The 16064-nt window shown below is 63.2% G+C and carries 11 protein-coding genes; 10 read left to right on the top strand and 1 reads right to left on the bottom strand.

Features of this window, described 5'->3' with window-relative positions:
* Nucleotides 1-166: 166 nt before the first annotated feature.
* The 9 genes from NKI69_RS23325 to NKI69_RS23285 all read left to right on the top strand — a co-directional run bounded on the left by NKI69_RS23325 (nucleotide 167) and on the right by NKI69_RS23285 (nucleotide 12837).
* Nucleotides 167-4555, top strand: a complete 4389-nt coding sequence (locus NKI69_RS23325; protein ID WP_502900190.1) for a YadA-like family protein — start codon at nucleotides 167-169, stop codon at nucleotides 4553-4555.
* A gap of 7 nt (nucleotides 4556-4562) precedes the next feature.
* Complete coding sequence (locus NKI69_RS23320) at nucleotides 4563-5120, top strand: invasion associated locus B family protein (RefSeq protein WP_352722594.1); 558 nt, start codon at nucleotides 4563-4565, stop codon at nucleotides 5118-5120.
* A gap of 13 nt (nucleotides 5121-5133) precedes the next feature.
* On the top strand, nucleotides 5134-5802 hold the full coding sequence (locus NKI69_RS23315) for a hypothetical protein (RefSeq protein ID WP_352722593.1): 669 nt from the start codon (nucleotides 5134-5136) through the stop codon (nucleotides 5800-5802).
* Nucleotides 5803-5840: 38 nt separating this feature from the next.
* The gene (locus tag NKI69_RS23310; protein ID WP_127290328.1) at nucleotides 5841-6302 is read left to right on the top strand and encodes a DUF4189 domain-containing protein; all 462 of its coding nucleotides are present in this window, start codon (nucleotides 5841-5843) and stop codon (nucleotides 6300-6302) included.
* A complete protein-coding gene (locus tag NKI69_RS23305; RefSeq protein WP_196815310.1) occupies nucleotides 6272-6835 on the top strand; it encodes an invasion associated locus B family protein in 564 nt (187 codons plus the stop codon). The genes NKI69_RS23310 and NKI69_RS23305 overlap by 31 nt, the downstream gene beginning before the upstream one ends.
* A 421-nt stretch (nucleotides 6836-7256) precedes the next feature.
* Nucleotides 7257-8705 (top strand): TolC family protein, encoded by a 1449-nt coding sequence (locus NKI69_RS23300; protein ID WP_352722592.1) that lies wholly within the window; start codon nucleotides 7257-7259, stop codon nucleotides 8703-8705.
* 39 nt (nucleotides 8706-8744) lie between these two features.
* Entirely contained in the window at nucleotides 8745-10877 is a 2133-nt protein-coding gene (locus NKI69_RS23295; RefSeq protein ID WP_023809953.1) for a type I secretion system permease/ATPase, read from the top strand.
* A 42-nt stretch (nucleotides 10878-10919) separates the two neighbouring features.
* Entirely contained in the window at nucleotides 10920-12209 is a 1290-nt protein-coding gene (locus NKI69_RS23290) for an HlyD family type I secretion periplasmic adaptor subunit (RefSeq protein ID WP_352441934.1), read from the top strand.
* Nucleotides 12199-12837, top strand: a complete 639-nt coding sequence (locus NKI69_RS23285; RefSeq protein WP_128304952.1) for a ribbon-helix-helix domain-containing protein — start codon at nucleotides 12199-12201, stop codon at nucleotides 12835-12837. The genes NKI69_RS23290 and NKI69_RS23285 overlap by 11 nt, the downstream gene beginning before the upstream one ends.
* Nucleotides 12838-12860: 23 nt before the next feature.
* On the opposite strand, the gene NKI69_RS23280 is transcribed toward NKI69_RS23285, so the two are convergent.
* Entirely contained in the window at nucleotides 12861-13751 is an 891-nt protein-coding gene (locus tag NKI69_RS23280) for a transglutaminase-like cysteine peptidase (protein WP_502895290.1), read from the bottom strand.
* Nucleotides 13752-14117: 366 nt separating this feature from the next.
* Between NKI69_RS23280 and NKI69_RS23275 the strand changes: the two genes are divergently transcribed.
* On the top strand, nucleotides 14118-16064 hold a 1947-nt coding region (locus NKI69_RS23275), incomplete at its 3' end, for an Ig-like domain-containing protein (protein WP_352722591.1).

Below are 16064 nucleotides of genomic sequence, written 5' to 3'. Positions count from 1 at the left end.
TCTGGGAACATTGGGCGCTGGTGGCAGTGTACGTTCGGCGCTGGCCTCATCCGTCAGCCCGGCCAGCATCATCGGTGGCCTGGCGGCGATCGCCGCGCTCGGCCTCGCCACGCCCGCGCAGGCACAATATCAGGCCGGCGGCGGGTCAGCAACCGCCGGCGAGGCCGTGGCGATCGGAAATGGCTCTACCGCCAGCAACGCCTGGGCCATAGCGCTCGGCTTCCAGTCCGTTTCGTCGGCGCAATACTCGATCGCCATCGGCCGGACTGCGTCGGCCACAGGTCCCGGCGGCGCGATAGCGCTGGGCTCCGGCACGATCTCAAATAATGTCAATACGGTAGCGATCGGCGTCAACGCCAGTGCCACCAACGCCGGCGCCAGCGCGCTCGGCACTTTCTCCGTTGCTTCGGGTGGCAACTCCACCGCCGTCGGCGTCAGCTCCCTGGCCAGCGGCGCCACGTCGTTCGCCGGAGGCTGGGGGTCCCAAGCCACCGGGACGCGCGCCATTGCGATCGGGAGCCAGGCGGTCTCGTCGGGACTGGACACCGTTGCCCAAGGCACCAACACCATTGCAAACAGCCAGAATGCCATCGCTGTCGGCTTCCAGTCGACCGCAACCGCGATAAACGCCGTCTATCTCGGTTCGCGTACTGGCGCCGGAACCGGAGCGCTGGCCCAGAGTGCCATCGCCATCGGTACGGATGTGACGGCGTCCCAGGTTGACTCCACTGCGATCGGGCGCGGGAGCAAGGCAACGGGAACGTCCGCCATAGCGATGGGCGCGACCTCGATTGCGAGCGGCTCTGCCAGCACCGCGGTCGGCAACGCGTCCGCTGCCAGCGGCATAAACGCCTCCTCATTCGGGACGGGTGCAAATGCGATAGGAGACAATTCTCTCGCAGCCGGCGTCAGTGCCAACGCCGGCGGCGTCGGCAGCACCGCGCTCGGCATAGGTACGTCGGCCGGCGGCGCCAGTTCGGCAGCCGTGGGCTTCCAGGCCCAGGCCGCCGGCACCAATGCCGCAGCCGTTGGTCCTCAGGCAAATGCATCGGCGATAAACTCGGCAGCGTTCGGCAACGTCGCCACGGCTTCGGGCCAATTCGCGCTGGCCCTGGGCAATTCGGCCGTATCGAGCGGAGTAGGCTCGGTCGCGGCGGGCTCTGGAGCCCAGGCCATGGACGTCTCCACCACGGCTGTGGGTAACAACGCCGCGGCGACCGCCGCAAATGCCAGTGCGCTGGGATTGGGCGCCACGGCCAGCGGAGCGTACGCCACTTCGCTTGGCTCCACATCCAAGGCCACCGGTGCCCGTGCGTTCGCCGGTGGCCGTTCGTCCACTGCCCAAGGCGACGATTCCGTCGCCATCGGCACGACGTCCTTCGCGGCAGCGGCGAGCTCGACCGCAATCGGAGCGGGCGCGGTGACACTCGACGTCAATGCGATCGCCATCGGCACCGCCGCCGGGGCGGACACCGCCGACGCGATCGCCATCGGCACCAGCGCGTACGCAAGCGGCGGCAAGGCAGTGGCAATCGGTGCCGACAATGTTGCCTACGGCGACGGCGCGGTCGCCATAGGCGATCCGAGCTTCGCCAGCGGCACCGGCGCCTTCACCGGCGGCGCCAACAACATCGCCAACAGCGACGGCACGGCGACCGCCACGGCTGCCAATATGGCCAATGGCGCGGTTGCCATCGGCAATAGCAACAAGGCCATCGGGCAGGGCTCGGTGGCGCTGGGCAACGGTTCCACGGCGGGCGCGGCAGGCCTCGCGGGCAATGTCGCGCTCGGCAATGGCGCGACGGCGGCGGCGAGCTCCGGCGACGTGGCGCTCGGCTCCGGCTCGGTGACCACCACGGCCGTCGGCACGGCCAGTGGGGTGGTCAACGGCACGACCTACGCCTTCCAGGGCACCAACCCGCTCTCGACGGTCAGCATCGGCGCGGTCGGTGCGGAACGCACGCTCACCAACCTGGCGGCGGGGCGCGTCAGCGCGCTCTCGACCGATGCGATCAACGGCTCTCAGCTCTTCGCCACCAACCAGGCCGTCGACGCCATTGGCGTCACGCTCAGCAACATCAATGTCGGCGGCGGCATCAAGTATTTCCATGCCAACTCGACCCTGGCGGATTCGCAGGCTCTTGGAGCGGATTCCGTGGCGGTCGGGCCCAATGCGGTGGCAAACAATGCCGGCGACGTGGCGATCGGCCTGAATTCGGCGTCGGGCGCAACGACCGCCGTGGGTGGCACAACGATCGGCGGCGTCAACTATACCTTCGCCGGCGCTACCCCGGCCGGTGCCTTCTCGGTCGGCTCGGCGGGCGCCGAACGCCAGATCCAGAATGTCGCGGCCGGGCAGTTGAACGGCGGTTCGACCGATGCGGTCAACGGTTCGCAGCTCTTCGCCACCAACCAGCAGGTCACGCAGAATACGACCGATATCGCCAATATCGGCAGTGGCGTGACCGATCTCGGCAAGACGATCAACAACATCGCCGGCGACACGTCGACCGCCTATACCGACGCCAATGGTGTGGGCATCCGCTACGCCCGCACCAACGAGGCAGGCTTGGCGCAAACCGATTCCTTCGCACAAGGCGTCGGCTCCACCGCCGTCGGCTACCAGGCGACCGCCACCGGCGTCAGCGCACTGGCGCTCGGCCGCGACAGCAATGTCAGCATCGACGGCGGCGTGGCGCTTGGCTCGGGTTCGGTCTCCGATCGCGCGATCGCTCCGCTTACCGGGCAACTGCCCGCCGGCCCAGCCAACTTCATCCAGTACAACACGACCGACAAGACGCTGCTCGGCGCCGTTTCGGTCGGCGACGCTACCTCGTATCGGCAGATCACCAATGTGGCCGACGGCACGCAATCTCAGGATGCGGTAACGCTTCGGCAGCTGCAGGGCGCCATCGCCTCCGTCTCGGTGACGTCGACGAAATACTTCCATGCCAATTCGGCGGCGGGCGACTCGCTGGCGGTCGGCGCGGAATCGGTCGCGGTCGGCCCGACGACGGTCGTCAACGGCGACAACGGCATCGGCATCGGCAATGGCGCCACTGTCGAGCAGGATGCACCCGGCGGCACAGCGATCGGCCAAGGCGCCCACGTGATGCTGGCCGACGGCCTGGCGCTCGGCACCAATTCGCTGGCGTCCGGCATCCAGTCGGTGGCGCTCGGCGCCGGCGCCCAGAGCACCTTCATCAACAGCGTTGCGCTCGGCGCGCAGTCCATCACCAGCGTCGGCGCGCAGGCCGGCTACACGGCCTTTGCGCTCGCCGGTTCGCAGACCTCGGTCGGCGAGGTGTCGATCGGCGCCGCCGGGGCCGAACGCAAGCTCACCAACGTCGCGGCGGGCTCGGCCGATACCGACGGCGTCAACGTCTCGCAATTGCGCGGCGTGACGCAAAACGTCAGCAACCTGTTCGGCGGCGGCACGACCGTCAATCCCGACGGCTCCATCACCGGCCCGACCTACACCATCCAGGGCAACAACTATTCCACCGTCTATGACGGCTTCACGGCCGTCGACAATGCGCTGACCAGCATCAGCAATGGCGGCGGCATCAAATATTTCCACGCCAACTCGACGCTGGCCGACAGCATCGCCGGCGGCACCAACGCCGTGGCGATCGGGCCGGAGAGTGTGGCGAGCGGCACCGACAGCCTGGCTGCGGGACATGGCTCGACGGCCACCGGGCAGGGCGCCGTCGCGCTCGGCCAAGGCGCCAAGGCCAACAACGCCAACGATGTGGCGCTCGGTTCCGGTTCGGTGACACAGACCGCCGTCGGGACCTCCAGCACCGTCATCAACGGCAAGACCTACACTTATGCCGGGACGACGCCGACCGGAACCGTCAGCGTCGGCGACGCCGGCGCCGAGCGGACGATCACCAATGTCGCCGCCGGCCGCGTCGATGCCGGCAGCACCGATGCGATCAACGGCTCGCAGCTCTACGCCACCAACACGGCGATCGAGGATCTGAAAGCCGGCGTCGGAAACCTTACCCAGAACGCGGTGACCTATGACACGCAGGGCGGCAACAAGACGAACACCATCACGTTGCAGGGCGGCGACGTCAACGCGCCCGTCGTCATCTCCAATGTCGGGCCCGGCGTCAAAGGGACCGATGCGGTCAACGTCGACCAGATGAACCAGGGCCTGACCGCGGGCAAGAGCTATACGGACAACCGCGTGGCCTACGCTATCGATACGTCCAACGACTACACCGACAAGGTGGCGGTGACGACCTTGCAGCAGGCCAACGACTATACCGACCAGAAGCTCAGCCAGCTCAATTCGGACATCAGCGGCATCCGCGACGAGGCGCGGCAGGCGGCCGCAATAGGCCTTGCGGCCGCCTCGCTGCGCTATGACGACCGGCCCGGAAAGCTGAGCGTCGCGGCGGGTGGCGGCTTGTGGCGGGACGCAGGCGCGTTCGCCTTCGGCGCTGGCTACACCAGCGAGGACGGCCGCATCCGGGGCAATCTGTCGGGCACGGCCGCGGGTGGGCATGTCGGTGTCGGCGCCGGCATCAGCTTCACCTTGAACTGAGGCAGGAATGAAAGGACTTGTTGCCCTGACCTGCCTGGCGCTCTGCGGCGGCCTCGTGCCGGCCGCCGGGCAGGCCGCGTCGACCTACAGGATCAAGCCATCGGACGTAGTGGTGCCGCCCGAGGTGAAGCTCGGAGACTATCAGCGCACCATCCGCCCATTCGATAACTGGACGCTGATCTGCGACGAGAACCTCAAGGCTCGCAAGAAGGTCTGCAACGTCTCGCAGATCATCGAGGACGCATCAGGCAAGATGGCTTTCAGCTGGTCGCTTGCCGCCACCCAGGACGGCAAGCCGTACATGATCCTGCGCACCGCTCCGAACGCCAGGAGCGATGGCCTGGTGTCGCTGAGGTTCGATGGACAGAAGCAGCCGATCGACGTGCACCTGAACGGCTGCAACGAAATGGTCTGCGTCGGCATGTTGCCGGTAGGCCCCGTCATGCGCCGACAGATATCGCAGAATGCGACACCGGCGATCTCCTATCCGACGGTCGACGGTCAGACGACCACCGTGACCGCAACGCTCAAGGGGCTGTCAGAGGCCCTTTCACCACTCAAATAACCGGGGCATCACCATGAGCCAGCAGGACCAGTTCACGTCCGCGAAACGCACTGCGACCGTCGAGGCGGATCGGCAGAGGCGGGCCGAGTCCCCAAGGCGGCGCTGGCCACGCGTGGCCGGATATTCACTTCTGGGATTGGTCGTGGCGGGCCTTGGCTTCGCCGCAGGGAACTATGCCGCCATCGCCAATCTGGTCGGCGGCGCGACGGCCGCACCCGCAGAAACTGCGGCGGCCCCCATGCTTCCGGACACGCCCTTCCTCGAGCATGTCAAGCAGGCCGGTGTGCAGGCCTGCTCGACCGTCTATCCGGCGCTCGGACAGATTCTGACGAACGGCACGAAATACAGCGTCAAATCCCTGTGGAACGACCAGGCCGCCGACAAGCACGCCATTCAGGCCTTTGTCGGCATGGATTATGCGTCGGAACGCTATAGCGGACCGGCCGCCGGCATCGTCTTCGCATCGCCCACCGCCACGGGTTGCGAAGGGGCGATGGTGCGGGTGGCGCCATTCGCCAGCCCGTGCGCCGACATCGCATCCATCCTGCCGCAGGGCAGCAAGATTACCGACCATCTCGGGCAAGTCGAGGTCTACGAACTCGGCGGCAATGCCGGTGAAGCGCTTCTCCTGCCGACGGGCAAAAGCTGTGTGGTGATCTCCCTCGCTTCGGCGGCGAAGTAGGACGCGAAGCGATTGAGGTTAAGGAAAGGATGCCGACCATGAGATTGCAGGCTTTGGCAGTTTTGGGTTTGACCCTGTTGTGGAGCGGACAAGTCGTCTCGGCCGACCTTGTGGCCCCACCGGAGCCGCAACAGGAGGAAAAAGGCATCTGGGCGGCCATTGCCTATTCGCAGGCCGATAGCAAATACGGCTTCTTCTGGGGCGCCGACAAGCGGCAGGAAGCGAAGGACATCGCACAGAAATATTGCGAGAACGCGGGCGGAAAGGCCTGCAACGTCGTCACCGTCTTCCGCAACCATCGCCATTGGAATGATGACGACGAGACCGGCTTTCCCTACAAGCATTGCGGTGCACTCGCCGTGGCAGACAAGGTGGAGAACCGTTTCACGCCCTGGGGCGTGAACTCGGCCGAGACCCGTCGCGAAGCGGAGGATCTCGCTTTGCAGGCCTGCGAGGCGACGGGAGAGAAATGCAAGATCCGCGAGTGGGTCTGCACATGAAGCCTGGCCCGAAGGCCGTCTCCGCATGTGGGGCAATTCTATTCTCGTTGATGTCGCCGGTGTCTGCCCAGCAACAGGTGGCGGCTGTCCCGGATGGACCCTCATCGCTGCGTGAAGTCTATCAGGACTGGAGTGTGACCTGTTCGGTTCGCGAGAAGGCGAGAGTGTGCTCGCTCGCGCAAGACCAGGTCCAGCAGAACGGGCAGAGGCTTCTTGCCGTTGAGATCGCGGCACGCCCGGACGGCTCGACGACGGCTACCTTGCTTCTGCCCTTCGGCATCCTGCTCGACCCGGGCGTGACGCTGCAGATCGACGATCAACCGCCACTGTCCCCGCAGCGCTTCAGGACCTGCCTGCCAACGGGTTGCGTCTCCGTCTTTACCGTCGATCGGCCGACGCTTGGAAAGCTGAGGGGAGGCTCGGTGCTGAAGCTCAATGTGACGACGGACGCCGAGACCCCGCTGAGCTTCCCGGTCTCGCTTCGCGGCCTGACCGCGGCGCTCGACCGCATGGTGGCGTTGAGCGCAAATTAGGGTGCGCGCTGACCCAGCTTTTGGCCGCAATCAGCGACATGACGCGCACGCCGGCCGCCGCGACGGAGTATTTTGGGACGCGGCTGCCGAGAGGGCGTACCTGAAAATGGCTCAACTTCAGGTTGGGTCATCAACAGCCGCCATACCCACATGGCATGATTCAGGTCATATCGGCCCACTGACCTGCCGTTTTTTGGGTTATCCCGCAGAGTGCGTCGTCCGGATACAACCGTAGCGAGCCGACGTTATGTGCTATTTTTGCTACATCTCGCAGCCTTGTTGCCCAAAAAGGCTATTTAGCGACCTCTAAATCAATAATCGCTCACATATTTCGTGAATTTGTGAATAATCCACCGACGGGCAGGCCTTGGCTTGGTTAGCGCTCTGAAAAGGACGCTGGGGAAACTTTAGGGTGGGATTGATGAATACGACAAACATGTCGACCATAGGCAGGCGCCTTGGTCTTTTGATGGCGGCCACCATGCTGAGCTGCGGGAGTGCTCAGGCGCTTACGCTCAAGGAGGCGATGGCTGTCGCGGTGGAATCCAATCCCGAGATTGGACAGGCGATCGAAAATCGCGAAGCAATCGAGTTCGAGTTGCGGCAGGCCAAGGGCCTTTATCTTCCCAGTGTCGATGTCGAGGCATCGGCTGGCGTTCGCCGGCTCGACAATTCATCCCGGCGCTCCCTTTCCATCGAAGACGACGCGCTCTATCCGGCTGAAACGGATCTTACCGTTTCGCAGACGCTTTATGACAGCGGCGCAAGGCGGGCCGAATTGAACCGTCAGGCATCGCGCGTCGACGGCGCTTCGTTCCGGGTGCTGGAACGGTCCGAATTCATCGGGCTGTCCGTTGTCCAGGACTATCTGGAGTACATGCTGCAGGCTTCGATCGTTGTCGAAGCGAAGAAAAATCTCGGCTTCCATCAGGGAATTCTCGGCGACATCCGGCAAGGCATCTCGGGCGGCGCGCTGAACGAGGCCGACCGGCAGCAGGCCGAGGAACGGCTGTTTGCCGCCAAGGCGCGCATGCAGGAGGCGACCGAGGAACTGGAAGCGGCCAAGATCCGCTTCTTCAAGACCGTCGGAAAGCCACTGACCAGCCCTTCGAGGCCGGGCGATGTCTCGGCCGCGCTCCCGCGCTCGCTTGACGAGGCAATAGGGTTGGCGCGCGAAAGCAATCCGCGCGTGCACATGGCCAACAGCGACATCGACGCGGCGGCCTCCCTCGTGGATGCCGCACGGGCTAAATTCGGCCCCTCTATCATCGCTGAAGGTCGCGCCCGGGCGGGAACTGACATTGACGGCGACGATGGCGACACCAGCGACCTGCAGGCGCGCGTGGTCCTGCGGTGGAATCTCTACCGCGGTGGTATCGACAAGGCCAACGAGCAGGAGCAGATCCGCCGCACCAGCGAACAGCGCCTGGCGCTGCATCAGGTGCAGCGCGAAATCGAGGAAGCCGTTCGCACGTCATGGGATCGCCGTTTCCGGCAAGCCGATCTGGCGAAGACCCTGAGGCAGCAAGCCGCCGCCAATGAGAAGCTGGTCGCTTCCTATCGCGAGCAGTTCAAGGTTGGACAGCGCTCGCTGCTCGACGTGCTCGACGCGCAGAATACGCGGTTCAACACGGCAACGCTGGCGGATACCGCGTCCTACGCATCGCTGTTTGCCCAGTACCGGCTTCTGGCCGCGACCGGACAGTTGCTGAAAACGATGAACCTTCAGCCGGCAAAGCAGGCGACAGCCTATGCACGCACCGAGTTCGCAGCACCGGAAACCGCGGACACCGAGACCTATGCGCGGACGCCGTCGGAGCAGAAGAGCGACCTGCCTTTCGACATCCTCGCTCCGGTGAGGAAGAAATAAGACGACGCAAGGTCCAGCGAGCGTCCTGACGGGCAGATCGTGAACCAGCAACCCAACATCCTCTCCCCCAAGGAGGCGTTCAAGGCCTGTTTCTCAGCCGTTGCCGGATATCTCGGCAGGCCGAGCGCGGAGACCGTGCTGTTTGCCGGCGTGCCGCTCTCGGACACGCGAATTGCGGTCGACGACATCAGGCACCTTGCCGAACGCATCGGCCTGGAAGTCACCGAGTTCAACCACCGGGATTTTCTCAGGGGGCGTATCGATCTGCCCGCAATCGTCTTTCGCGTCAGCCAATTGCCCGTTGCCCTGCTCGCTCTAGGCGAAGACGATGCGTATATCACCGCGCCCCAGGAAGACGGCCGCACCGCGATCGGCCGATCGGAACTGGCCGCCAGCTACATCAGCGGCGGCGCTTCCTTCTCGATCACCTACGCCAATGCCGCCGAGACCATGTCGGTCGGCTCGGCGGCCAGGATCGAGCGGAGACATTGGCTCACGGGGACGATGGGCGCTTTCTGGCGCACCTATTCGAAAGTCGTCCTGGCGGCGGTGTTCATCAATCTGCTGGCCATAGCCTCGCCGATCTTCACCATGAACGTCTACGACAGGATCCTGCCGAACAAGGCAATATCGACACTGTGGGTGCTGGCTCTCGGCATCGGTGCGGTCATCCTGTTCGACCTGCTTTTGAAGACGGCCAGGGCTTCCCTCATCGACTATGCCGGGCGCAAGGCGGATCTCCGAATATCCTATCTGCTGTTCGAGAAAGTGCTGAACTCGTCGCTGTCGGCGCGCCCCGGTTCGACCGGTGAATACGCAAACAGGGTCACGCAATATGAATTCGTCAGGGAGTTCTTCACCTCCAACACCATAAGCGTGTTCATCGACACGGCATTCGTCTTCGTCTTTCTCCTTGTGATCTATGCAATTGGCGGCTGGCTGGTGATCATACCGGCGCTGGCCTTCGTGATGTCCGTCATCGTCGGCCTGGTCACCCAGCGCCGCATCGGCAAGCGCGTCGCCGCCTCGATGAACGAAGCATCGCAGCGCCAGGCACTGCTGGTCGAATCCATCTCGACGCTGGAGACGATCAAGTCGCTGCGCGCCGAGGCGTATCTGCTGCGAAAATGGGGGGAGCACTCCAAGAACGCCGCCAACACGTCCGAGAAGATCAAGCAGCTTTCGGCGGCGGCGGGCAACATCACCCAGTCCATACAACAGCTGGTGACCGTCGCCCTGGTCGTGGCCGGCGCCTATGCCTTCTCGGAAGGGCATGTTTCGACAGGAGCAATCATAGGAACGGTGATGCTGGCGAGCAGGGCCGTGGCGCCGCTCGGCCAGATCGCCATAACGTTGTCCCGGTTTCGCCAGGCCATGCTCTCGCTGAGAATGGTGAATTCGATCATGGCTCAACCGGAAGACCGACCTGACACGGTGGGTTTCGTCAACCGCCCCATTCGCAAGGGGGCGATGGTGTTCAGGAACGTCGGGTTCGTCTATCCCGGCTCGGAGAACGAGGTTCTGACCGGCCTGAATTTCTCGGTGAAGCCAGGGGAGCGGATCGGCATCATCGGCCGCATAGGATCGGGAAAGACGACGATGGGGCGGCTGATCGGCCGGCTCTTCCTGCCGACTTCCGGTGAGTTGCTGCTGGATGGGATCGACATTCGCCAGTATCACCCGTCCGAGGTTCGCGCCGCGGTCGGCATCGTTGCGCAGGCCGGCGACCTGTTCTCGGGCACCATCAAGGAAAACCTCCTGATGGCATGCCCCGAGGCTACAGACGAACAGATCATCGAAGCTGCAAAGGCGGCCGGCGTCGACGATTTCGTTTCACGCCACCCGCGCGGCTACGACATGAATGTCGGCGAGCGCGGCACCAATCTTTCCGGCGGCCAGAGGCAGACCGTGGCGATCGCACGCCTGCTTTTGACCAAACCGAAAATCGTCTTTCTGGATGAGCCGTCGGGCTCGATGGATCTTGCCTCGGAACGCCAGTTGATCAAGCAGCTCAAAGTCGCTTTCGACCGCGACACGACGCTGATCGTCTCCACACATCGGTTCAGCATGCTTGAGCTGGCCGACCGCCTGATCGTTATCGAACGGGGCAAGATCGTTGCCGACGGACCGAAGGACCAAGTCATACAGGCGTTGCAGAAAACAAGCGCCTGACAAAACAATTATTGCTGCATCCAATGCGTTGGGGCGTGGGAAATGCTTGCCAGGGAAGATCGACCGCCGCTGTTTGCGTCGGCGTCCATATTCATCATCGGAGCGCTCTTCGTCGTTTTTGTCGCTTGGGCGTCCTTTGCCGAGGTCGATGAGATCGCACGCGGCGATGGCAAGGTCATACCCGCTTCCAAGACCCAGATCATTCAGGCGAGCGAGGCCGGCGTCGTTCAGGAAATCGCAGTCACGATTGGCCAGATCGTCAAGAAGAACGATCTCATCATCCGCCTGGACAACACGCTCAACACATCCAGCCTTGGCGAGCAGCAGGCCAAGGCGCGCGCGCTGGAAGTGCGCATAGCAAGGCTGAAATACGAACAGGCCGGCAATCTCTCAGGCCCATTTCCGTGCCCGCCGGACATTCAGTCGGTCGCTCCGCAGATTTGCGACAATGAACAGAAGCTGCTCATTGCCCGGCGCGGGAACTTCGACAACAAGCTGTCCGTGCTCAAGTCACGCCTCGATCAGCGCGAGAGGGAACTGGCCGAGGCGGTGGCCAATTCCGACCGTCTGACCAAGAACCTGGTCGTCAGCGACCAGGAGGCAAAACTGGTCGACGCGATGGTCAAGAAAGGCCTGATGGCAAGGACCGAGCAGCTCCGGGTAGAGCGCGAACAGACCGAGCTCAACGGCCAGCTGAACCTGGCCGGCGAAACAATAAAGAAGATCAAATCGTCGATCACGGAAGCCCAGCTGCAGGTCGAGGAACTCGGCTTGCAACTGCAGCAGGAGGCGTTGGACGACCTTACCCAGGCGCTGGCGGAACTTTCGGTAGTGGATGAAACCATAAGGGGGGCCACCGACAAGGTCGCGCGCACCGACATCCGGTCTCCCGTGGATGGCATCGTCAACACGCTGGAGCTCAACACGGTCGGCGCTTTCGTCCAGCCTGGCGCCGTCGTCGCCGGCATCGTGCCGACCTCCGAGACGTTGCTGGTGGAGGCACGGGTCTCGCCACGGGATGTCGCGTTCATCCGTCCCGACCAGGAGGCCCTTATCAAGGTCACCGCCTATGATTTCTCGATCTTCGGCGGCATCGAGGGCAAGGTCTCCAACATCACAGCCGACAGCCTGGTCGATCAGAAAACGGGGGAACCCTACTATCAGGTGCGCGTGGCGACGGACAAATCGACCCTTCAAAGAGACGGCAAGGCCTATTCGATCATTCCCGGCATGATCTGCTCGGTCGACATCAAGACCGGGCGCAAGACGATCCTGCACTACCTCCTGAAGCCGATCAACAAGGCGCGCGAGGAGGCGATGAGTGAGCGGTAGCGCCAGCCCTCATCCTGATGGCGAGCGACTGCTTCCGCCAGTCGCGGCCGAGGATTTCGGGCTTGAATTTCGGGTCGTGGCGCGTGGCGGCATAAGACGCGGCATCCGCTTGGAGCGGGCATTCTGGTTGTCGCTGAAGCAGATGGCCGAACGCAGGAAATGCACGATCGGCATGCTCATCGACGAGATCGCCGAAAGCCAGGCACAGACAGGCAATTTGACATCCGCGATCCGGGTGGCCTGCATGCGTGGATTGGCGGATGAAAACCTGACCTTGCGAAGGCTTGCATCGATCAACACCATCAACGCCATACTCGTCGCTTGCCCGTCCCCGGCCTTTGCCCTGGCATCGTCGAAGAAGATCCTGTCGTTCAACGCGCCGTTCCAGCAACTGGTCAAACGTCAATTGCCGATAGCCCCAAGCGATGACGCACGGCACGATCTCAAGCTGGCATTGGACCTCAACGTAGCCGACATCTTCGCGCGGCTCGATGCCAATGGCGAATCGCCGGTGGCCACCGGCTTTGTCATCGGTGCGGGTGACCGTCGTTACCGGGGGCAATTGAATGCGGTGCGGGCTCCGGTGCTCGAGCCAGAGCTGCTGATGGCGTTCGTCTTCGGCGGTTGAATCACCACCAATCCAACGAGAACTTATGGCTGAAAACCTTCGCCAGGTGCGACGGTTGCGAAACCGCCTTTGATGTCAGCCATCTGGGCTCCGCCCGGTCTTGAACCGTGGATCCAGGCCCGGTCCGTGCTGAACGAATAAAGCGGAACATAATCCGGGAGATCGCTGTCACGCACCACAGTGTTGCTGAGGCTGTCGAGAATGAAGGTGCCGCTGCCTGTGCTCACCGACAGCACTGCGTGAAAGAAGCCTCGCTTGCGATCCTGGAGGACGACAAGCGCCATGCTCTGCGTCGGGATGCCGGCCCTCAGCAGGGCCGTCATCTTGAGAATGGCGAAATCCTCGCAATCGCCGGCTCGCCGCTCGAGAATCTCCGAAGGCTTCGCCCAATAGTCGAGCTTGCCGTAGACGACGCTATCTTTCCTGTAGGCGATCAGGCGATTTACGCTGCTGTTGACGAAGGACAGCTTCTCGCTGAATCCCTTGCCTTGAGCGGCGGCGACCATGCCGGCAAAAGCTGTGCTCTTGCGCTCGCAGGGGCTGCCCGCCGAACAAGCGGTGATTGCCCGGTACACGGGCGCCCAGCGCGCCGCGACGGGAAAATTGCGCATGGACAAGGCAACCGATCCGAAGACCCCCGGAATGATCGACGCGGTCTGCACCGGATCTATCCCGGCGTCATCTCGCGCCGTTGACGAGCCATCCCCGCGGTCAGCATCTGCCGGGCCATAGCTGCTGATGACCTGACCGATCCGGTAAGCGCCCGCAGGCTGCCTGGGCTGGGGCCTCGCCAGCGAAACACCGCCGAGACAGGGCGGCGTCTGGACCTTCTCCTGAGGCCAGCCGGATGCGGCGATATCGCTCGCGAATGACGGCCCCGCCAGGCCGACAAGCCCGATTGCCAGCAGGAGCATCTGGAGCCGGGTTTTTCCCGGAACTGTTTTTTGCTTTTTCATAACGCCCACCTTTGACTGTGGACGCTACCAATCTTGTCTCAAATTATTGGAAAGGAAGGTGGATAAATATCCAGCAACTGTCTTTATCCAGTTTGTCTAAAATTTTATTCAAATTTATACTTTGGTTCACCAAAAAGATGCCGACTAGTCATCCGTCAACCAGACCTCCAGAAACCAACATATATCAGGTTATATTGTTGCGGTTTACCACGTGTAAAAAATGCCGGGCAATGCATATCATAATATATGAAATAGATTAGGGGGCAGTTGCAAAGTAGAAGTGGCCGCTGTCTCTATCCGGTAAATATCGGAGGGGTTTCAGCCATGACGAACAATATCGAGTTGGACAGTTTTTCGGCTTCCTTGAACGAGCATTCCGCGTCCAATGAACACGCCGATCAGGCGTCGCCGGCGGAGATCCGGGTCGCACAGGCAAATTCGACGCAGCCCGCGCCGGCAGCGTCCGAACCGGTGCCGGTCGATGTCGGCGGCGGAGCGCCTGTCAAGCCAGAAGCCCCCGCGGAAGCAAAGGCACCGCCGGCAGCTGCGCCGCACGAATACGTAGCCGACGCCAGCCATGTGGTGAGGCTTCCCGCCAACGCCTCCATCGACAACATCAAGGTCGATGGCCAAAACCTTCTGCTCGAACAGGCCGACGGCTCGGTAATCGTGGTCAAGGATGGCGCCCTGAACGTGCCGACCTTCATCATCGGCGACGTCGAGGTGCCGCGCGTTGCTTTGCTGGCGGCACTCGAAGCCAGCCATGTCGATGTCGCCTTCGGCGCCGACGGCTCCATGTCGGCCGGCCCGGGCGGTTCGAATTCAAGCGCAGGCGGAGATTTCTCGGTTCCCCCCGGCGGCATCGGCGACGGGTTCGACCTGTCGGCCCTGTTGCCCCCGACGGCTCTGCAGTTCGGGCTTCTGGAGCGGCGCGAGCTGTTTCCCTCGATCGTCGACAGGCAGGTTTCAGTGACGGCCACGTCACTGCTTGCCCCGACCGAAGCGGCTAGTGAAACTGGCCTCGATGGCGGTGGGGCGCAAACTCCGGGTAGCGAAGCGCCGACCGACAAAGAAACGTCCAGCACTGGAACGATCAGCATCGACGCGCCGGATGGAATTGGCTCGATCGTCATCAACGGTGTCACCGTCACCGGCGTCGATCAGCACATCCCAGGGCAGTACGGTTACCTGACGATCGTCTCCTTCAATCCGAGCACCGGTGCCATCGAATACAATTATACGGTGACCGAATCGGTTTCCCATACGGATCAGACACCCGGCTATGATCCTAGCACCGACACGGTTCCTGAGAATTTCACCATCACTGTCACGGATGTCGACGGCGATACTGCCAGCACCACCTTCGCCGTCGCCATCGTCGACGATGTGCCAACGGCGCACGCCGACACCGACAGCATCGCGGCCGGCCAGTTCGGCCCGGCGACAGGCAATGTACTGGCTGGCGGAACCGATGCCGGCGACGCCAACGCGACGGACGGCGTTGCCGACACCAAGGGCGCCGATGGCGCGACTGTGGTTGGCGTGCAGGCCGGCAACACCAATACCGATGTCGACAATGCGGCCACGCTGAACGCGCCGATCCAGGGCAGCTACGGCACGCTGACACTGCTGGCGGACGGCTCCTACAGCTATGTGCGCGCTGCCGGCACGCCCGGCGGCGTCAACGACGTGTTCACCTACACGATCAAGGATGGGGACGGCGACACCTCGCATACCACGCTGACGATTTCGATCGGCAACTCGACGCCTGTGATCACCGACCTGACGCCGGAGGCCACCGGCGGCGACGTCGTCGTCAACGAGGCGGCGTTGAATATCGGCACGCCGGGCGGGCCTGGGTCCGATCCGGCAAGCACGGCCGAGGCCGGCGCCGGCACCTTCACCGTCTCCTCGCCCGACGGCATCCACTCGCTGGCGATCGACGGCAACGCCTTCATCACCGATGGCGTGTTCACGGGCGGCTCGTTCACGACGACGCTCGGCAACACGCTGACGGTGACAGGCTACAATGCCGCCACCGGTGAGGTGAGCTACACCTACACACTGCTCGACAACGAGGGGCATGACCCCATCCAGGGCACCAACAACCTCTTCGAGAACTTCACCGTCACGCTGACCGACCAGGATCTGCAGAGCGCCAACGCCACGCTCTCCGTGAAAATTATCGACGACATTCCGACGGCACATGCCGACACCAACAGCGTTGTCGAGGGCGGCATCGTGAGCGGCAACGTGCTGACGGACGGCACG

The organism is Mesorhizobium sp. M0491 (genome assembly GCF_040321265.1).
Lineage (GTDB): Bacteria > Pseudomonadota > Alphaproteobacteria > Rhizobiales > Rhizobiaceae > Mesorhizobium.
This window is presented reverse-complemented; position numbering and strand designations above follow the sequence as displayed.

Coding starts and splice junctions, on each gene's coding strand:
- NKI69_RS23320 (WP_352722594.1), top strand. CDS start 4,563: ATGAAAGGACTTGTTGCCCTGACCTGCCTGGCGCTCTGCGGCGGCCTC.
- NKI69_RS23315 (WP_352722593.1), top strand. CDS start 5,134: ATGAGCCAGCAGGACCAGTTCACGTCCGCGAAACGCACTGCGACCGTC.
- NKI69_RS23310 (WP_127290328.1), top strand. CDS start 5,841: ATGAGATTGCAGGCTTTGGCAGTTTTGGGTTTGACCCTGTTGTGGAGC.
- NKI69_RS23305 (WP_196815310.1), top strand. CDS start 6,272: ATGCAAGATCCGCGAGTGGGTCTGCACATGAAGCCTGGCCCGAAGGCC.
- NKI69_RS23300 (WP_352722592.1), top strand. CDS start 7,257: ATGAATACGACAAACATGTCGACCATAGGCAGGCGCCTTGGTCTTTTG.
- NKI69_RS23290 (WP_352441934.1), top strand. CDS start 10,920: ATGCTTGCCAGGGAAGATCGACCGCCGCTGTTTGCGTCGGCGTCCATA.
- NKI69_RS23280 (WP_502895290.1), bottom strand. CDS start 13,751: ATGCTCCTGCTGGCAATCGGGCTTGTCGGCCTGGCGGGGCCGTCATTC.